Origin of the sequence: Nocardioides zhouii (assembly GCF_004137345.1) — a bacterium.
GTDB classification, from domain to species: Bacteria; Actinomycetota; Actinomycetes; order Propionibacteriales; family Nocardioidaceae; genus Nocardioides; species Nocardioides zhouii.
On record NZ_SDWV01000003.1, the window covers coordinates 114,436 to 133,722 of the forward strand.

The 19,287-nt window shown below is 70.2% G+C and carries 15 protein-coding genes; 9 read left to right on the top strand and 6 right to left on the bottom strand.

Annotated elements, in window-relative coordinates; translation table 11 throughout:
- Window positions 1-30: 30 nt before the first annotated feature.
- From sufB to EUA94_RS03825, 3 genes are all read right to left on the bottom strand, one after another.
- Window positions 31-1,449, bottom strand: a complete 1,419-nt coding sequence (gene sufB / locus EUA94_RS03815) for a Fe-S cluster assembly protein SufB (RefSeq protein ID WP_129424872.1) — start codon at window positions 1,447-1,449, stop codon at window positions 31-33.
- Window positions 1,446-2,129, bottom strand: coding sequence for a helix-turn-helix transcriptional regulator (locus EUA94_RS03820; protein WP_129424874.1), 684 nt, complete (start codon window positions 2,127-2,129; stop codon window positions 1,446-1,448). The genes sufB and EUA94_RS03820 overlap by 4 nt, the downstream gene beginning before the upstream one ends.
- A gap of 132 nt (window positions 2,130-2,261) precedes the next feature.
- The gene (locus tag EUA94_RS03825; protein WP_129424876.1) at window positions 2,262-5,306 is read right to left on the bottom strand and encodes a S8 family serine peptidase; all 3,045 of its coding nucleotides are present in this window, start codon (window positions 5,304-5,306) and stop codon (window positions 2,262-2,264) included.
- Between the two features lie 244 nt (window positions 5,307-5,550).
- Here EUA94_RS03825 and EUA94_RS03830 point away from each other — a divergent pair, with 244 nt between their 5' ends.
- Genes EUA94_RS03830 through EUA94_RS03840 form a run of 3 tightly spaced genes read left to right on the top strand, consistent with a single transcriptional unit; the run spans window position 5,551 to window position 8,191 of the window.
- Window positions 5,551-6,489, top strand: a complete 939-nt coding sequence (locus EUA94_RS03830; protein ID WP_242494661.1) for an ABC transporter ATP-binding protein — start codon at window positions 5,551-5,553, stop codon at window positions 6,487-6,489.
- Window positions 6,486-7,265: an ABC transporter permease gene (locus EUA94_RS03835; RefSeq protein ID WP_340640851.1), complete on the top strand. Its 780-nt coding sequence runs from the start codon at window positions 6,486-6,488 to the stop codon at window positions 7,263-7,265. The genes EUA94_RS03830 and EUA94_RS03835 overlap by 4 nt, the downstream gene beginning before the upstream one ends.
- A complete protein-coding gene (locus EUA94_RS03840; protein ID WP_129424878.1) occupies window positions 7,265-8,191 on the top strand; it encodes a COX15/CtaA family protein in 927 nt (308 codons plus the stop codon). Before EUA94_RS03835 ends, EUA94_RS03840 begins: the two co-directional genes overlap by 1 nt.
- An 18-nt stretch (window positions 8,192-8,209) precedes the next feature.
- On the opposite strand, the gene EUA94_RS03845 is transcribed toward EUA94_RS03840, so the two are convergent.
- The 3 genes from EUA94_RS03845 to EUA94_RS03855 all read right to left on the bottom strand — a co-directional run bounded on the left by EUA94_RS03845 (window position 8,210) and on the right by EUA94_RS03855 (window position 11,028).
- The gene (locus EUA94_RS03845; protein ID WP_129424880.1) at window positions 8,210-8,695 is read right to left on the bottom strand and encodes a class F sortase; all 486 of its coding nucleotides are present in this window, start codon (window positions 8,693-8,695) and stop codon (window positions 8,210-8,212) included.
- Window positions 8,695-9,885, bottom strand: coding sequence for a hypothetical protein (locus EUA94_RS03850; protein WP_165356786.1), 1,191 nt, complete (start codon window positions 9,883-9,885; stop codon window positions 8,695-8,697). Before EUA94_RS03850 ends, EUA94_RS03845 begins: the two co-directional genes overlap by 1 nt.
- Before the next feature lie 144 nt (window positions 9,886-10,029).
- Window positions 10,030-11,028, bottom strand: a complete 999-nt coding sequence (locus tag EUA94_RS03855) for a heme o synthase (RefSeq protein ID WP_129425167.1) — start codon at window positions 11,026-11,028, stop codon at window positions 10,030-10,032.
- Window positions 11,029-11,183: 155 nt separating this feature from the next.
- On the opposite strand from EUA94_RS03855, the gene tkt reads away from it, so the two are divergent.
- From tkt to pgl, 6 genes are read left to right on the top strand one after another with little or no spacing between them, the layout of a single operon-like run.
- Complete coding sequence (gene tkt, locus EUA94_RS03860) at window positions 11,184-13,298, top strand: transketolase (RefSeq protein WP_129424884.1); 2,115 nt, start codon at window positions 11,184-11,186, stop codon at window positions 13,296-13,298.
- 35 nt (window positions 13,299-13,333) lie between these two features.
- Window positions 13,334-14,449, top strand: a complete 1,116-nt coding sequence (gene tal, locus EUA94_RS03865; protein WP_129424886.1) for a transaldolase — start codon at window positions 13,334-13,336, stop codon at window positions 14,447-14,449.
- On the top strand, window positions 14,446-16,092 hold the full coding sequence (gene pgi, locus EUA94_RS03870) for a glucose-6-phosphate isomerase (protein ID WP_129424888.1): 1,647 nt from the start codon (window positions 14,446-14,448) through the stop codon (window positions 16,090-16,092). Before tal ends, pgi begins: the two co-directional genes overlap by 4 nt.
- Window positions 16,092-17,615: a glucose-6-phosphate dehydrogenase gene (gene zwf / locus EUA94_RS03875; protein WP_129424890.1), complete on the top strand. Its 1,524-nt coding sequence runs from the start codon at window positions 16,092-16,094 to the stop codon at window positions 17,613-17,615. The genes pgi and zwf overlap by 1 nt, the downstream gene beginning before the upstream one ends.
- Window positions 17,615-18,526 carry a glucose-6-phosphate dehydrogenase assembly protein OpcA gene (locus EUA94_RS03880; RefSeq protein ID WP_129424892.1) on the top strand — a complete coding sequence of 304 codons (912 nt, stop codon included), beginning with the start codon at window positions 17,615-17,617 and terminating at the stop codon, window positions 18,524-18,526. Before zwf ends, EUA94_RS03880 begins: the two co-directional genes overlap by 1 nt.
- Window positions 18,523-19,254, top strand: a complete 732-nt coding sequence (pgl, locus tag EUA94_RS03885) for a 6-phosphogluconolactonase (RefSeq protein ID WP_129424894.1) — start codon at window positions 18,523-18,525, stop codon at window positions 19,252-19,254. Before EUA94_RS03880 ends, pgl begins: the two co-directional genes overlap by 4 nt.
- Window positions 19,255-19,287: the final 33 nt, after the last annotated feature.

Consider the following 19,287-nt stretch of genomic DNA (forward strand, 5'->3'; position numbering starts at 1 on the left):
GTACGGGCGTGGGGACTGCGCGGCCGGCGATCAGCCGACGGCGCCTTCCATCTGCAGCTCGATCAGGCGGTTGAGCTCGAGGGCGTACTCCATCGGGAGCTCCTTGGCGATCGGCTCGACGAAGCCGCGGACGATCATCGCCATCGCCTCGTCCTGCTCCATGCCACGCGACATGAGGTAGAAGAGCTGGTCGTCGGAGACCTTGGAGACGCTCGCCTCGTGGCCCATGGACACGTCGTCCTCGCGGATGTCGACGTAGGGGTAGGTGTCGCTGCGGCTGATCTGGTCGACGAGCAGCGCGTCGCACAGCACGTTGGACTTCGAGCCATACGCGCCCTCGTTGATCTGGATCAGGCCGCGGTACGACGTACGCCCGCCGCCGCGCGCCACCGACTTGCTCAGGATCGAGCTCGACGTGTGGGGAGCCGCGTGCACCATCTTGGCGCCGGCGTCCTGGTGCTGGCCCTCGCCGGCGAACGCGATGGACAGCGTCTCGCCCTTGGCGTGCTCGCCCATGAGGTAGATGGCGGGGTACTTCATCGTCACCTTGGAGCCGATGTTGCCGTCGACCCACTCCATCGTCGCGCCGGCGTCGCACGTGGCGCGCTTGGTGACGAGGTTGTAGACGTTGTTCGACCAGTTCTGGATGGTCGTGTAGCGGCAGCGACCACCCTTCTTGACGATGATCTCGACGACCGCGGAGTGCAGCGAGTCCGACGAGTAGATCGGCGCGGTGCAGCCCTCGACGTAGTGCACGTAGGCGTCCTCGTCGACGATGATCAGCGTGCGCTCGAACTGGCCCATGTTCTCGGTGTTGATCCGGAAGTAGGCCTGCAGCGGGATGTCGACGTGCACACCCTTCGGCACGTAGATGAAGGAGCCGCCCGACCACACCGAGGTGTTGAGGGCCGAGAACTTGTTGTCGCCGACGGGGATGACGGTGCCGAAGTACTCCTTGAAGAGCTCCTCGTGCTCCTTCAGCGCGGTGTCGGTGTCGACGAAGATGACGCCCTGCTCCTCGAGGTCCTCGCGGATCGAGTGGTAGACGACCTCCGACTCGTACTGCGCGGCCACGCCGGAGACGAGGCGCTGCTTCTCGGCCTCCGGGATGCCGAGGCGGTCATAGGTGTTCTTGATGTCCTCGGGCAGGTCGTCCCAGGTGGCCGCCTGCTTCTCGCTGGACCGCACGAAGTACTTGATGTTGTCGAAGTCGATCGTGCTGAGGTCCGAGCCCCACGTGGGCATGGGCTTGCGGTGGAAGAGCTTGAGTCCCTTGAGCCGGAGGTCGAGCATCCACTGCGGCTCGTTCTTGAGGCCCGAGATGTTGCGGACGACGTCCTCGCTGAGGCCACGCTTGGCGATCGAGCCCGCCGCGTCGCTGTCGGACCAGCCGAACTCGTAGTTGCCGATGCCCTTGAGCGTCGGGTTGAGCTCTTCGATGGAGGTCATGCCTTCTCCTTCTTCGGGGTCTGGGGGATGCACGTGGTGCACACGCCGTCGCCGTGGGCGATGGTCGCCAACCGCTGGACGTGGGTGCCGAGCACCGCGGCGATGGCCTCGGTCTCGGCCTCGCAGAGCTGCGGGAACTCGTGGGCGACGTGGGAGACGGGGCAGTGCTGCTGGCACAGCTGCTCCCCCACGACCGGCATGTCGCGTACGGACGCCGCGTAGCCGTTCTGGGTGAAGACCCGGGCGAGCGCCTCGGCGGGCGTCAGCTCGGGGTCGAGCGCGGTGAGCGCGGCGTAGTCGCGCCCGACGAACGCGACGCGGCGTCGGGCGAACTCGACGACCGCCTCCTCGCCCTGTGTCTCGGCGAGGAACCGCATCGCCTGGACGGCGAGGTCGTCGTACTGCTGGTCGAAGCTGTCGCGACCCACCTCGGTCAGCGCAAACACCTTGGCCGGGCGACCGCGCCCGCGTGCGCCGTAGACCTTCTGCTCGCGCGACTCGACGACGTCCTCGGCCATCAGGTGGTCGAGGTGCCGGCGTACGGCGGCCGGAGTCAGGTCGAGCAGGAGGGCCAGGTCGGCGGCCGTCGATGGGCCGTTCTCGAGGATCGTGCGGGCCACGCGGTCGCGAGTGGGCGCATCGCCCTCACGCTGTGCCGTCGACGTCCTCACGAATTCCACAACGACAGTGTGTCGTTAATGCTTCCCGGCATTCAAGCAAGGGTCACCTAAGTGCCTGGACCGGAGACGCCGGCGGGCGTGACCCCTGGAGGTGTCACGCCCGCCGAACGGGTGTTGCTGCTGCTTCTCAGGTCAGGGCACGGTCACCGTGACGAAGGTCGGAGCGAGTGCCCCGTCGTACTCGAACGCGCCCAGGTAGCGGCCCGTGGTGAGCCCGGACCACGTCGCCTTGAACGTGGTCTTCTGACCCTGGACCACGTCGACCGGGTCCGGTGTGGCGGCGAACCCACCGAGCACCGTGGCCGGCGTGACCAGGTAGCGGTCGTAGCGGTAGGCGATACCGCTCTCACCCGTCGCCGCTGCGTAGCCGTCGACGTCGACCCGGTACTTGCCTGCCACCGGGTTGGTGAGGGTGACGCGCTCGTCCGCCGACCCGGTGGCCGACTGGCCGACCAGCTCGACCGGGACGCCCGCGTCGTTGAGGCGGTAGACGTAGAGGTCCAGGTCCGCCCCGTTGTTGGTCGCGTCCACGTCGAAGCGGGCGAACTTGGTGCCCGCCTCGATCGTGACCGCGTCGTTGGACACCGCGCCGACCGCCAGGGTGCCCGCGACGGTGGTCGCCCGGGCGAGTCCGCTCGGCTTGACGTCGAGCTTGCCGGTGAAGCCGGCCGTGATGGCGACGTCGGCGGTGCTGGTGGCACCCGCGCCCGTGACCTCGGCCGGGGCCGAGACCGACACCGGTCGCAGAGCGATCGGAAGCCGGACCGTCGTGGTCCCGGTGAGCGTCGCGAAACCGGTCGAGAACTGACCCAGCGTCGCCGTCGTCGTGGTGAAGGTGAAGGTCACCGTCTCCTTCGCCCCGGCAGCGAGCGTGAAGCTCGCGTCGCCGCTCGAGTCGGCAATCGCCACGTCGAAGCCCGGCACCGAGGCCGCGACGTTCCACGTGCCCGCCTTGACCGCGGTGAACGTGCGCTTGATCACGACACTGGACGTCACCTGGCCCTTGGCCATCGACGGGATGTTGAGGTCCGTCGCAGCCACCGCCGGGATCGAGTCGAGGTCCGGGTCGTCGAAGAAGGCACCCTGACCCCTCAGGAAGCCGATCCACTCGGCCGCGCCCGAAGTGACGACGAGGCCCGGGTCGAAGAACTTCGTCGGGTCGACGTGACCGGCACCCTCGTTGAACGGGTTGGTGTCGGGCGAGCCGTTGGCGTTCTTGAGGTCGTACGCAGTCGTCATCATGGCCGACTTGACTGCCATCGGGGTCCAGGTCGGGTTCTTGCTCAGGATGAAGGCTGCGAGACCCGCGATGTGCGGGCTCGACATCGAGGTGCCCGAGTAGAGGTCGAAGTTGCGACCCCCACCGGACGCCGGCGCCACTGCGGCCAGCACGCTGACGCCGGGAGCCGAGATGTCCGGCTTGATGACGTCCGAGCTGTTGGCGATGGCGGGGCCGCGCGAGGAGAACCCGGCAACCTGCGGGAGCGGGGTCTCGACACCGGTCGTGTTGGTGAGCTCGAACGCCGCAGTGGCGCCCGCCGTCTTCGAGTAGGCCTGCACAGCGCCGTCGAGGTCGTTGATGTGCACCGTCGGCACCGAGTGGAAGTCGGCGTCGAGGCTGCCCGCCGTGGCGTTGGCCAGGATCATGGCCACACCACCGGCGCGCTTGACCTCAGCGCTCTTCGCCACACGGTCGAAGCCGCCGCGCACGCACAGCACGATCTTGCCGGCCGCCTTGGCCGGGTCGAGCGTGTTCGGACCGCAGAGGTTGAGGTTGGACGCGTTGGCGCCAGCGACCCCTGCAAGGGTGGAGCTCACCAGTGCGGTCTTCGCGACCGGGGTGTCCGCGATCGACGCGCCCTTGTACTTCGCCTCGTTGCCGAGGACGACGGTGTTCTCGTAGTTGACGTGCGTGGAGGCCGCCACCGTGGTCAGCCACGGGCTGTTGTGGGCGACGGTCGAGGCGGTCGGTCCGCTGTTGCCGGCGGACGCGGCCACGAAGATCCCGGAGGCCGCGGCGCCCAGGAAGGCGAACTCCACTGCGTCGATGACCGTGTCGGTCGCGCCGGAGATCGAGTAGTTGATGACGTCCACGCCGTCGGCGATGGCGTCGTCGACCGCGGAGAGGGTCGAGGAGGTGTAGCAGCCACCCGTGTCGGGGTCGAGGTCGCTGAAGCAGACCTTGTACGCCGCGATCTTGGCCGCCGGCGCCATGCCGCTGACCTTGCCGAAGTAGCGACCCTCGACGCTCGCGTCGACCCCGTTGTTGCCGGCAGCAGTGCTGGCGGTGTGGGAACCGTGGCCGTCACCGTCGCGGGTCGAGATGAACTCGGCGCCGAAGCGCTCCTGCGGGGGCACGCTGTCGAGGAAGGCGTCGGGGTAGTAGCGCGCTCCGACGATCTTGCTGTTGCAGTCGTCGACGTTCCACTTCTGGCCCGGCTGGCACACGCCACGGAAGATGCCGCCGTCGGCCTTCTTCATGTAGATCGTGTTGCCCTTGCGGTACAGGTCGAACGGACCCGTCGGGTTCCGGTCGATCTTTGAGCCCGCGAAGGAGGCGGACTCGGGCCAGATGCCGGAGTCGAGGATGCCGACGACGGTGCCCTTGCCTGCGGTGGCGACGCCACCTGTCTTGTCCCAGACGCCAGCCGTGCCGCCGGGGCCGACTAGGCCGAGGAACTCGGGGGACTTGTAGGTGTCGAGGCTGAAGGCCGTGTCCTTCACGACCATCAGGACGTCGCGCGACTGGGACAGGTCGGTGGCCTGCTTGCCGGTGAGACGCGCGGTGAAGGAGCTGGCGGAGAGCGTCGATCGGCTCATCACCTCGGCGCCCACCGCGGCGGCCACACCGTTCTGACGCTTGGTCAGGTACGACTGGTAGTCGGCGACCTTGGCGGTCTGGGCGTCGAACGACCTGCCGTTGGGCGACGCGGTCGCCTGGAGGCCGTTGACCCCTCCGTCGTAGCGGGTGGCACCCGGGTCGTTGAGCAGCACGACGTAGCGACCCGCAGCGAGGGTCGAGGCCCTGGGTGCGACCGCCGAGGTGATCGTCCGGTCATTCTTCTTGGTCGCGGCGGAAGCGCCCGGCACGCCCGCAGCAAGGCCGCACACCACTGCGGCCGTCGTCAGTACGGCGAGGCCGCGTCGCGCGGCCCGCCCGGTGAAGTGGATCGACACGAGAAATTCCTCCGAAGGCTCTCCGCTGGCGAACGGCTCGCCAGGTGGCCCACGCGCGTGCCGGATCGCGGCACGGTGCGAGCCTCCTCACACAAGGCCATGACGGTGGACCAGTCAAGGCTTCCCGGGTCAAAAGTGGTCGGATGGCTGCAAACTCCCTCCCTAGGGTGTAGGGCACGGCCGTGACGACTGTCTCGTCGACGCCGACGCGGGTGGATGGAGGACGGCTCCCTAGACTGACCGCGTGTCCACCGCTGCGCCCGCCGTCTCGGTCGACGGGCTCGTGATGCGCTACGGCGACAAGGTGGCCGTGGACGGCCTCTCGCTCGAGGTGGCCCGCGGGTCGATCACCGCGGTCCTCGGTCCCAACGGCGCCGGGAAGACCACGGTCCTCGAGACCTGTGAGGGCTACCGCGCCCCGCAGCAGGGCACGGTCCGCGTGCTCGGCCTCGATCCGCAGCGCGATCGCGCCCGGCTCCTTCCACGCATCGGCGTCATGCTCCAGGCGGGCGGTGCGTGGAGCGGCGTACGCGCCCACGAGATGCTGGCACACATGGCGTCGCTGCACGCCCACCCCCTCGACACCGCGATGCTCAGCGAGCGGCTCGGCCTGGCCGACTGTGGGAAGACGCCGTACCGGCGACTGTCCGGCGGGCAGCAGCAGCGGCTCGGCCTCGCGATCGCGCTGGTCGGCCGACCGGAGCTGGTCTTCGTCGACGAGCCCACCGCCGGGATGGACCCGCAGGCACGACGTACGACGTGGGAGCTGCTCGAGGAGGTACGCGCCGATGGCGTCACCGTCGTGCTGACCACCCACCACATGGACGAGGCGGAGCACCTCGCCGACCTGATCCACATCCTCGACCGCGGCACGGTGATCGCGAGCGGCACGCCGGGCGAGCTGACCCGCGACGGCCGCACGGCCACCATCCGGCTTGTCGTCAACCGACCCTTCCCTGACGGCGCGCCCGAGTCGTTGCGCGCCGAGCTCGGCCCCGGGACGGAGGTGCGCCAGCTCGACGACGTGAGCATGCTCATCCACGGACCTGCCGACTCGATGACGCTCGGCCGGGTCTCGCGCTGGTGCGAGGAGCACGACGTGCTCCCCCAGACGCTCAACCTCGGCCAGCGCAACCTCGAGGACGTCTTCCTCGAGCTCACCGGACGGGAGCTGGCGACGTGAACACCTTCGCCCCCGCACCCGGCGGAGCCGCCCTGTCGCGGATGGTGCTGTCGCAGGCACGGATGGAGGCGCGGCTGATGCTGCGCAACGGCGAGCAGCTGCTCCTGGCCATTGTCATCCCGGTCATCGTCCTCGTCGGAGGCGTCGCCGCTGCCGGCCGCATCGGGCTCGACCTCGACGGGCACCGCGCCGTCGACATCCTCACCCCCGGCGTGCTGGCGCTCGCGGTGATGTCCACCGCCTTCACCTCCGTCGCGATCTCGACCGGCTTCGAGCGGCGCTACGGCGTGATCAAGCTGCTCGGCTCCTCGCCGCTGCCGCGGCACGGCCTGCTCCTGGGCAAGGTCGTCGCGCTCCTCAACGTCGTCGTGCTGCAGCTCGTCGTGCTCGTCGTCGTCGGCCTCGCGCTGGGCTGGGAGCCGACGCTGGCCCATCCCCCGCGATCCGTGCTCGCGCTGGTCCTGTCGGTGGCGTTCGGGACCGCGGCGTTCGCCGCGCTCGGGCTGTTCGTCGCGGGCGTGCTGCGGGCCGAGGCGACCCTGGCCCTCGCCAACCTCGTCTACCTCCTGCTGATGGCCGGCGGCGGCATCGTCCTGCCGGCGTCCACCTACGGATCGGCGTCGGGCGTGGTCCAGTGGCTGCCCTCCGGCGCGCTCGGCGAGGCGATGCGGGCGGCGCTCGTCGACGCCACCGTCGACGGGCGCTCCCTGATCGTCCTCGCGATCTGGGCCGCAGTCGGCACCGTGCTGACCGCCCGGACCTTCAGGTGGGAGTGATGGACGCCCTTCTCTCTCGGCTCGCCCGGCACCTCTGGCCTCTCGCACTGGCCAACCTCGTCGCCAACATCGGCATCGTCGTCACCGGCGCCGCGGTCCGGCTGACCGGCTCGGGGCTCGGCTGCCCGACGTGGCCGCGCTGCTCCGACGCGTCGTACGTCGCCCACGGCGAGCTCGGCATCCACGGCGTCATCGAGTTCGGCAACCGGATGCTGACCTTCGCCCTGGCTGCGGTCGCCGTGCTGTGCTTCCTCGCCGCCCTCGGGGCCGCGCACCGCCGCGCGACGCGGCTGTCGCTCGTCGTCGGCCTCGGGATCCCCCTGCAGGCGGTGATCGGCGGCATCACCGTGCTCACCGACCTGAACCCGTGGATCGTCGCCGGTCACTTCCTGCTGTCGATGGCGATGATCATGGTCTGCGTCGCGCTCGTCGACGAGCTGCGCAGCCCCGACCGCGGCGCGGCCCCTCCCCTGCCACGTGCCCTCGCCTGGTCGACGTTGGCCGTCGGATGGGTGGTGCTCTACCTCGGCACGGTCGTCACCGGCGCCGGTCCCCATGCCGGCGACACCGAGTCGCCGCGCAACGGGCTCGACCCTGCGGCGGTCGCGCACGTCCACTCGTACGCGGTGTACGTCCTCGTCGCCCTCACGGTCGCGCTGCTGGTCGTCGCCGTACGCGGTGGGCACCGCTGGCTGGCCACCGTGACCTCGCTGGTGCTGCTGATCGAGGTGCTGCAGGGCGTGCTCGGGTGGGTGCAGTACTGGCTCGACCTGCCGGTCGGGCTGGTCGCGCTCCACATGCTCGGAGCTGCCCTCCTCGCGGCCGGGCTGGCCCGGATCGCGCTGGCCGTCCTGCCCCACCGCGCGAGCCACGAGGCCCGCGCCGACGGGCAGGAGCAGCCGCACGCAGCGACGCGGCTCCCCTAGACCGGGACCAGCCCGGGACTACCGGCCGAGCTTGCGCGCGAACACCACGGTGCGCTTGGAGTAGTCGTCGGCCTTGCAGCCGACGAGGACGATCCTCGGCGGGCCCGACACGGAGTAGAGCGAGCCCATCCTCCGCTGTGCCGGCCAGAACTCCCGCCGGGTCACCTCGAACCAGCAGCCGGCGACCTTGATCCGGTCGCCCCGGCGCAGCTGCCCCCACCTGTCGGCGACCCCGTTGCCGGCGCGCCACGCGTGCCCGGCGTACAGGGTGCTGCCGCTGGGGTCGCAGGGCGGATCGCCCTTCGACCACGTGTAGACAGCGCCGTTGAGGCGCGAGCCCACGGCGAGCGTGCCGCCACGCGAGGCCACCCGGACCACCACGGCGTCCGTGCCGGTCCGGGCGATCGTGAGCCGGTCAGGGGCGGCGGACTGCGCCGCACCCTGACCGGCAAGCACCGTCGCGCACAGCGTCAGCAGGGACCGAGCGAGCGCGTTGCGACGCATCACGACCCGGTGTGGGGCGCGACCTGGGGAGCCTGGGCGCACGCCTTGCGGGTGAACGACAGCTTCCAGACCGACTTGCCCTGCAGCTGGTACGTCGCGTCGGCCGCGCTCGCGCGGACGGTCACCGAGCGGGTGCGCGCCTTGAGCCAGACGCCCTGGCGGATCACCTTGCCGTTGACCTTGTAGACGACGCCGGCGTTCCTGGCGACCTTGAAGAGGTCGCTCTCGCGACCGCACTTGTCGATCCAGCGCGCGCCCGCCTTCACCACGAGCAGCTCAGCGGGGAGCACCTCGGGCAGCGCCACGACGGGCGGCGTCACCACCGGCGGCGTGACGACCGGCGGGGTCGTGGGCGGCGTCGGGCACGCGACGTTGCTGTCGGTCGGGACCGGCAGGGTCACGCTCTGCTGACCGTTGGGGAACGCGAAGCCCGGGTTGGCGGTGATGGTGAGGCTGCCGTCGGGGTTGGTCTTCGAGGTCCACTGGCCGGTCGGCACCGTGCCGTAACGAGCGTTGCCCGGGCCGCAGTCATCGATGACCGGAACGGTGGGCACCGTCACCGGGCACGGCGTGTTGCTGTCCGTCGGCTTGGCATAGGTGACCGTCGTCTGGCCGTTGGTGAACCGGTAGCCCTGGTTGGCGGTGATGGTGAGGCTGCCGTCGGGGTTGGTCTTCGAGGTCCACGGACCGCTCGGGACGGTACCGAATCGGGCGTTGCCCGGACCGCAGTCGTCGATGACGGGCACCGTGGGTGCCTTGACCGTGGTGATGATGCAGGCGTCGGAGAACTCGCTCACCTCGACCGCGTCGGAGTTGGTCGAGTAGATGTTGTTGCCGTCCCGGACCCACTTGCCCGTCAGCGTGAGGTTGAGGGCCGCGGTCGGCTTCGTGGTCACGGTCTCGGTGAAGGTGCGCGTCTGCGATCCGGTGAGTCCCGTACCGACGGGGACGACAGACGTCCGGTTGGACGCCGTGATCGTCTCCGCGATCGTCTCGCTGTTGACCACGGTCCAGCTGACGGTCCAGCCCCCGCCGTCCTTGCACGTGGTCGTGCCGGTGATCGTGTTGTGGTGCGCGCTCGCGGCTCCCGCGATGCCGACGACGGCGAACCCCACCGCCAGCACCAGCGTCACGATCCTCGACACCGCCCGGTGCCCCCTGTTCCCCTGCCCTGCTTGCACTGCAGTCATGCCCGTACTCCCCTGATTGCCCGGGACAGGCCGAATGCCTCCCCGCTCCTCGATTGAACGAGACTTAGGGCGTCCTAACACGGGGCAAGGGCTCAAGAAGATGTCTAGGGATCGTCAGTCCCCGTTGATCTCTCCCAGAGGGTGTCAGCGTCCGAGCAAGGGGTCCAGCGCCACCGCGACGAACAGCAGCGACAGGTAGAGGTTCGAGGCGTGGAAGAGCCGCATCGGGTTGATGTCTCCGAGTGCGTCGGAGCCCTTCGCGCGTGACCACATCCGGTGCGCCTCGACGAGGAAGACGGCGCCGAGCACGGCCGCGGCGACCGGGTAGATCAGGCTCGTGCCGGCGACCGGCCAGAGCAGGAGCGACGTGGCCACCATGACCCAGCTGTAGAGGACGACCTGTCGGCCGACCTCGGCGGCGGGCTTGACGACCGGCAGCATCGGGACGTCGACGTTGCGGTAGTCCTCGCGGTACCTCAGGGCCAGCGCCCAGGTGTGCGGCGGCGTCCAGAAGAAGACGACCAGGAACAGCACGACCGGGGTCCAGGCGAGCTCGCCCGTCACTGCGGTCCAGCCGATGAGGGCCGGGAAGCAGCCGGCGAGCCCGCCCCACACGATGTTCTGGGTGGTGCGGCGCTTGAGCAGCATCGTGTAGACGAAGACGTAGAACGCGTTGGCCAGCACTGACAGCCCCGCCGACAGCCAGTTGACCCACAGTCCGAGGACGACGGTCGACAGCACGGCCAGCACGGTCGCGAAGACCAGGGCCGACAGCGGCGAGACGATGTGGCGCGGCAGGGCCCGGCGACGGGTGCGGCGCATCTGCTCGTCGATGTCGCGGTCGTAGACGCAGTTGTACGCCGACGCGGAACCGGCCGACAGGGTCCCGCCGACGACGGTCGCCGCCACCAGCGCGAGCGACGGGATGCCGCGCTCGGCGAAGAACATCACCGGCACGGTGGTGAGCAGCAGCAGCTCGATGACCCGCGGCTTCGTCAGCCCGACGTACGCCGCGACGACGTCGCGCCACGACGGAGAGCCCTCGACCGGGTGCCCGTCGTCACCGGTCGACGGCCGGGCTGACGCATCGGCGTGCGGGCCGGCTTGGGACACGGTGGGAGACCTCGCGGGACGGGTGCGGATGGGACGGTGACATCGGGGAACCGAAGGGTTCGAACCGCCTGCGAATCCGGCGTTCTGGGCCACCCTCGGGTGGGGTCGAGTCTACTCGGCCACGGCGCTAGGCTCGCAGTCGAGGGGCCTGTGCTCCCTGCTGCACTCCACCGAGAGGAACTGCGTTGACCGAGAAGTCCGCCCTGCCCGCCACGCTCCAGTGGAACGAGCTCGACGACCGAGCGGTCGACACGTCCCGCGTGCTGGCGATGGATGCGGTGCAGAAGGTCGGCAACGGCCACCCCGGCACCGCGATGAGCCTGGCGCCCGTGGCGTACCTCCTCTTCCAGAAGGTGATGCGGCACGACCCCGCCGATCCCGAGTGGATCGCGCGCGACCGCTTCGTGCTCTCGTGCGGCCACTCGAGCATCACCCTCTACACCCAGCTCTTCCTCGGCGGGTTCGGCCTCGACCTCGATGACCTCAAGGCGCTGCGCACGTGGGGCTCGAAGACGCCGGGCCACCCCGAGCTCGGCCACACCGCCGGTGTCGAGGTGACGACCGGTCCACTCGGCCAGGGTGTCGGCAACGCCGTCGGCATGGCGATGTCGGCCCGTCGTGTCCACGGCATGCTGGACGCCACTGCCTCCCCCAGCGAGGGCCTGTTCGACCACCAGGTCTACGCGATCGCCTCCGACGGTGACCTCGAGGAGGGCGTCAGCTCCGAGGCGAGCTCGATCGCCGGCACGCAGAAGCTCGGCAACCTCACCCTCATCTACGACCGCAACCGGATCTCCATCGAGGGTGACACCGACATCGCGTTCACCGAGGACGTCGCCGCGCGCTACAAGGCGTACGGCTGGCACGTCCAGACGGTCGACTGGACCAACGGCGGCACGGACTACGTCGAGGACGTACCTGCTCTCTACTCCGCGATCCGCAAGGCCCACGCCGTCGACGACCAGCCCTCGCTGATCGTCCTCGACACCGTCATCGCCTGGCCCGCCCCGAGCGCCCAGGGCACCGAGGCCGCCCACGGCAGCGCGCTCGGCGCCGACGAGGTCGCCGCCACCAAAAAGATCATCGGCTTCGACCCCGAGCAGACCTTCGAGATCCCGCCCGGCGTCCTGGAGCACACCCGCGAGCTGCGCGAGCGCGGCGCCGCGTGGGGTGCGGAGTGGGACGAGAAGTACGCCGCGTGGTCCTCCGCGCACCCGGAGTCGGCCGAGCTGCTCCACCGGCTCAAGCGCCGCGAGATGCCCGCCGATCTCGCTGCCGCACTGCCGACCTTCCCCGCTGACGAGAAGGGCGTCGCCACGCGGTCCGCGTCCGGCAAGGTCATCAACGCCCTCGCACCGGTGCTGCCCGAGCTCTGGGGCGGCTCGGCCGACCTGGCCGGCTCCAACAACACCACCATCAGCAGCGCCCCGTCCGTCGGCCCCGTCGTCGCCGAGGTGGGCGAGTGGAGCACCGACCCGTACGCCGGCCGCGTCCTGCACTTCGGCATCCGCGAGCACGGCATGGGCGCGATCATGAACGGCATCGCCGCGGATCGGCTCACCCGCGTCTTCGGCGGCACGTTCCTCACCTTCTCCGACTACATGCGCGGATCCGTGCGCGTGGCCGCGCTGAGCAAGCTGCCGGTCACCTACGTCTGGACGCACGACTCCATCGGCCTGGGCGAGGACGGCCCCACGCACCAGCCGATCGAGCACCTGGCCGCGCTGCGCGCCATGCCCGGCCTGGACGTCGTACGCCCTGCGGACGCCAACGAGACGGTCGCCGCATGGCAGACGATCCTGTCCCACACCGACCGGCCGGCTGCGCTGGCGCTGACCCGTCAGAACGTGCCCGTCTTCCCGCGAGGGACCGACGGTTTCGCCACGACCGAGGGCGTCGAACGCGGCGGCTACGTCCTCATCGACGCCGAGAAGGGCACCCCCGACGTGGTGTTGATCGGCACCGGCTCGGAGGTCCAGCTCGCGGTCGAGGCACGCACGCTGCTGGCTGCCGACGGGATCGGCGCCCGCGTGGTGTCGCTGCCCTGCCTCGAGTGGTTCGAGGACCAGGACCAGGCCTACCGCGACATGGTGCTGCCGCCCACGGTCAAGGCCCGGGTGTCCGTCGAGGCCGGCGTCAAGCAGGGCTGGCGCGAGCTCGTCGGCGACCACGGCCGGATCATCTCGATCGACCACTACGGCGCCTCGGCCGACTACGCCCGGATCTACAACGAGTTCGGCGTCACCGCGATCGCGGTCGCCGACGCGGCTCGCGACAGCGTCGCCGCCGCGAACGCCTGACCCCACTGACCACACTGCACACGGGAGGACCACCCATGAACGACCGTCTGAAGGCCCTGGCCGACGCCGGGGTGTCCATCTGGCTCGACGACCTGTCCCGCGAGCGCCTGGAGACCGGCAACCTCGCCGACCTGGTGAAGAACAGCAACGTGGTGGGCGTGACGACCAACCCGGCCATCTTCCAGGCGGCGCTGGCCGAGGGCGAGCGCTACGACGCGCAGGTCCGCGAGCTCGCCGCCGCGGGTGCCGACGTCGACAAAGCGACGCAGAGCATCACGACCGACGACGTGCGCGAGGCCTGCAAGGTGATGCGCCCGGTCTTCGACGCCACCGACGGCGTCGACGGCCGCGTCTCGATCGAGGTCTCCCCCGGCTTCGCCCACGACACCGACGAGACGGTCAAGGAGGCCGCCGAGCTCTGGAAGATCGTCGGTGAGCCCAACGTGCTCATCAAGATCCCGGGCACCCCGGAGGGCTGGCCGGCCATCACCGAGACGATCGGGGCCGGCATCTCGGTCAACGTCACGCTGATCTTCGGGCTCGAGCAGTACCGCAACGTGATGGAGGCGTACGTCTCCGGGCTCGAGAAGGCGCTCGACAACGGGCACGACCTGGCCGACATCCACTCGGTGGCGTCGTTCTTCGTCTCGCGCGTCGACTCCGAGATCGACAAGCGCCTCGAGGCGACGACCGAGGGTCCGGGCACCGACCCCGACCTGCGCGGCAAGGCCGGCGTCGCCAACGCCCGGCTCGCCTTCCAGATGTACGAGGAGTTCTTCAGCGGCGCGCGCTGGGAGAAGCTCGAGGCCGAGGGTGCCCGCAAGCAGCGGCCGCTGTGGGCCTCGACCGGGGTCAAGAACCCCGACTACGACGACACGATGTACGTCGTCGACCTGGTCGTCGAGGACACCGTCAACACGATGCCCGAGAAGACCCTCGACGCTGTCGCCGACCACGGCGAGGTCCGGGGTGACCGGATCCGCCCGTTCTACGACGACGCCGCCGCCCACATGGCGGCCCTGGCCGAGGCGGGGATCGACTACGACGAGGTCATCGAGGTGCTGATCAAGGAAGGCGTCGACAAGTTCGTCGTTGCCTGGGACGAGCTCCAGACGACCCTGTCGGCGTCGCTCGAGGCCGCTCGGGCATGAGCGAGGCGGTCGACCCGAGCACGACGGCCGCCTGGGCCGACCTGGCCCGACTCGCCGCGGCGTACGAGCCGGACCTGCGCAGCGCCCTCACGGCCTCGTGGGTCGACCGGCAGACTCTGGACGCGGCCGACCTGCGGGTCGACCTGTCCAAGAACCTCCTCGACGACGAGGTCGGTGCGGCCCTGCTGCGACTCGCCGACGAGGTCGACCTCCCGGCCCGCCGCGAGGCGATGTTCGCCGGCGAGCACATCAACGTCACCGAGGACCGGGCGGTGCTCCACACGGCGCTCCGCCTGCCGCGGTCCGCCTCGCTCACCGTCGACGGCCAGGACGTCGTGACCGACGTGCACGAGGTGCTGGACCGCGCGTTCGCCTTCGCCGAGCGCGTGCGCTCCGGCGACTGGACCGGTGTCACCGGCAGGCGGATCGAGACGGTCGTCAACATCGGCATCGGCGGCTCCGACCTCGGCCCGGTCATGGCGTACGAGGCGCTGGCGCCCTACCGGCAGGACGGCCTCACCTGCCGCTTCATCAGCAACATCGACCCGACCGACGCCGGCCAGACGCTGACCGGGCTCGACCCCGAGACGACGCTGTTCATCGTCTCCAGCAAGACCTTCGGCACGCTCGAGACGCTCACCAACGCCCGGCTCTGCAAGGCGTGGCTCCTCGACCGGCTGCCCGCCGACGCCGACCCCGGTGAAGCCGTCGCTCGACACTTCGTCGCCGTCTCGACGGCGCTCGACAAGGTCGCCGACTTCGGCATCGACACTGACAACGCCTTCGGCTTCTGGGACTGGGTCGGCGGTCGCTACTCGATGGACTCCGCCATCGGGCTGTCGCTCGTCATCGCCATCGGCCCCGATCGCTTCGCCGAGCTGCTGGCCGGCTTCCACGCCATGGACGAGCACTTCCGCACCGCTCCCGCCGAGGCCAACGTGCCACTGCGGATGGGCCTGCTCAACGTCTGGTACGTCAACTTCCTCGGCGCACACACGCACGCCGTGCTCCCCTACGCGCAGCTGCTGCACCGGTTCCCGGCGTACCTCCAGCAGCTGACCATGGAGTCCAACGGCAAGGGCGTGCGGTGGGACGGCGAGGCCGTCGGCTACGACACCGGCGAGGTGTTCTGGGGCGAGCCCGGCACCAACGGGCAGCACGCGTTCTACCAGCTGATCCACCAGGGCACGCGGCTCGTGCCGGCCGACTTCATCGCCTTCGCGCGCCCGGCGTACGCCCTGCAGGACGGCGACGCCGACGTGCACGAGCTCTTGCTCTCCAACTTCTTCGCCCAGACCAAGGCGCTCGCGTTCGGCAAGACCGCCGACGAGGTGCGTGCCGAGGGGGTTGCCGAGGAGCTGGTCTCGGCGCGGACCTTCCCCGGCAACCGGCCGACCACGTCGATCATGGCGCCGGAGCTCACGCCGTCGGTGCTCGGCCAGCTGATCGCGCTCTACGAGCACATCACCTTCGTCGAGGGCGCGGTGTGGGGCGTCGACAGCTTCGACCAGTGGGGCGTCGAGCTCGGTAAGCAGCTGGCCCAGGAGCTGCGTCCCGCCGTCTCCGGCGACGCCGACGTCCTCGCCCGGCAGGACCCGTCCACCCAGTCCCTGATCGGCTACTTCCAGGAGCACCGCGACTGATGACGTACACCAACCCCCTGCGCGACCCGCAGGACCGCAGGCTCCCGCGCATCGCCGGACCCTGCGGCATGGTGCTCTTCGGAGTGACCGGCGACCTGTCGCGCAAGAAGGTCATGCCGGCGATCTACGACCTCGCCAACCGCGGCCTGCTGCCGCCGGGCTTCAGCCTCGTCGGCTTCGCCCGGCGCGACTGGGCCGATCAGGACTTCGCGCAGATCGTGCACGACGCGGTCAAGGAGTACGCGCGTACGCCCTTCCGGGAGGAGGTCTGGAAGCAGCTGTCGGAGGGCTTCCGCTTCGTGCCCGGCAACTTCGACGACGACGACGCGTTCGAGCAGCTGCGCCGTACTGTCGAGGAGCTCGACCAGCTCCGCGGCACCGGCGGCAACATGGCGTTCTACCTCGCGATCCCGCCGGGCTTCTTCGGCAACGTGGTCGGCCAGCTCAAGGAGCACGGGCTCGCCGAGCAGGGCCTGGACCAGTGGCGGCGCGTGGTGGTGGAGAAGCCGTTTGGCCACGACCTCGAGTCGGCCCGCGAGCTCAACGCGACCCTCGCCGACGTCTTCCCGTCCGGCTCGATCTTCCGCATCGACCACTACCTCGGCAAGGAGACGGTGCAGAACATCCTGGCGATGCGGTTCGCCAACAACATGTTCGAGCCGATCTGGAACTCCAACTACGTCGACCACGTGCAGATCACGATGGCCGAGGACATCGGCATCGGCGGACGCGCCGGCTACTACGACGGCATCGGCGCCGCGCGCGACGTCATCCAGAACCATCTCCTCCAGCTGATGGCGCTCGTCGCGATGGAGGAGCCCGTCGCCTTCGACGCCGAGAGCCTGCGCATCGAGAAGCAGAAGGTGCTCGCCTCCGCGCAGCTGCCGCCCCGCCTCGACACGACGACCGCACGCGGGCAGTACGCCGCGGGCTGGGCCGGCGGCGAGAAGGTCATCGGGTTCACCGAGGAGGAGGGCATCAAGAAGACGTCCGCCACCGAGACCTTCGCCGCCATCACGGTCCACGTGGAGACCCGCCGCTGGGCCGGCGTCCCGTTCTACCTCCGCACGGGCAAGCGCCTCGGGCGTCGGGTCACCGAGGTGGCCGTGGTCTTCAAGCGGGCGCCGCACCTTCCGTTCACCTCGACGGCCACCGAGGACCTCACCCAGAACGCGCTGGTCATCCGCGTGCAGCCCGACGAGGGCATGACGATGCGCTTCGGGTCCAAGGTCCCGGGCACCGCGATGGAGATCCGCGACGTCAACATGGACTTCGCCTACGGCGGGTCGTTCACCGAGGCCAGCGCCGAGGCGTACGAGCGCCTCATCCTCGACGTCCTGCTCGGCGACCCGCCGCTCTTCCCGCGCCACGAGGAGGTCGAGCTCTCGTGGAAGCTCCTCGACCCGGTCATCGCCCACTGGGCGAAGAAGGGTCGGCCCGAGGCGTACGAGTCCGGCACCTGGGGACCCGAGTCCGCGGAGAAGATGCTCGCCCGTGACGGACGCACCTGGCGGAGGCCTTGATGATCGAACTGACCGACACCAACTCGTCGAAGATCGCGGCGGAGTTCGTCCAGGCCCGCACCCGTGCCGGCAGTCCGGCGATGGGCATGGTGATGACGCTGATCATCGTTGCCCCCGAAGATGACGCAGCCGAGGCCATGTTGGCCGCCAAGCGCGCCTCGCGCGAGCACCCCTCGCGCGTGCTCGGCGTGATCCTCGGTGACGCGCGCGGCGCGGGCCACGTCAACGCCCAGGTCGGCAGCGGCGACGGTTGGGGCGGCGAGACCGCCCTCATCCGGCTCAAGGGCGAGGTGGTCAGGCACGCCGAGTCGGTGGTGCTCCCGCTGCTCCTGCCCGACTCCCCTGTCGCCATCTGGTGGCCCACCACCCCGCCGGCCGATGCTGCCACCGACCCGCTGGGCGCCCTGGCCCAGCGGCGGATCACCGACTCGGCCGCCGTGTCGCGCGGCAAGTCCACGGCGATGCTGAGCCAGTGCGAGTCGTACGCACCCGGCAACACCGACCTGAGCTGGACCCGGCTCACCCCGTGGCGAGCACTCCTCGCTGCGGCCCTCGACCAGCACCCCCTGAAGGTCTCCGGCGCGAAGGTGACGGCCGAGCGGGTCAGCCCCAGCGCCGACCTGCTGGTCGCCTGGCTCGCCGACCGGCTCAAGGTCGACGTGGCCCGCGGCACCTCCGACGGCCCCGGCATCACCGAGGTCAGCATGGACACCAAGGAGGGGCCGATCCGCATCTCGCGGGCCGACGGCCGGCTCGCGACGTTCACCTCGCCGGACCGCCCGGACCGGCCCGTCGCCCTCAAGCGCCGCGAGGTCCCTGCCCTGCTGGCGGAGGAGCTGCGTCGCCTCGACGAGGACGACGTGTACGCCGCCACCGCCGCCCGCCTGGTCAAGCTGCGGGGCTCGAAGTGACCGCACCCGAGGTCCGTCGCCACGACGACTCCGACTCCCTCGTCGGCGACGTCGCCTCCGCGCTGCTCGACCGTCTCGAGTCCGCGCAGGCTCGCGGCGAGGTGCCGCAGATCGGGCTCACCGGTGGTTCGATCGCCGAAGAGCTCCACCGCGAGCTGGCCCGGCGCGCACAGGACTCCTCCGTCGACTGGTCGCGCGTCGTGTTCTGGTGGGGCGACGAGCGCTTCGTGCCGGCCGCCTCCCCCGACCGCAATGCCCGCCAGGCACGCGAGGCGCTGCTCGACCACGTCGGCGTCGACCCGGCGAACGTCCACGAGGTCCCGGCGAGCGACCAGGTGGACTCGGCCGAGGAAGCGGCTGCCGCGTACAGCGCCACCCTGCGCTCGGAGGGTGCCGGCTTCTTCGAGGTGCTGATGCTCGGCATCGGCCCCGACGGCCACTGCGCCTCCCTCTTCCCCGGCCACCCGGGCCTCCAGGCCCGCGACGCCATCGCCATCGCCGTCCACGACTCCCCCAAGCCCCCGCCCGACCGCGTCACCCTGACCTTCGAGGCGATGGAACGCTGCCGCGCCGTCTGGTTCATCGCCAGCGGCGAGGGCAAGGCTGACGCCGTCGCACGCGCCCTCGCCCCCGACGGCTCCGTCGAGGAGACGCCCGCCCGCGGCGTACGCGGTGATGAGACCATCTGGTGGCTCGACGACCCCGCCGCCTCCGCCCTCCCCACGTGACCGGGCACTTCGTGCCGGTCCTGACAGGTGACC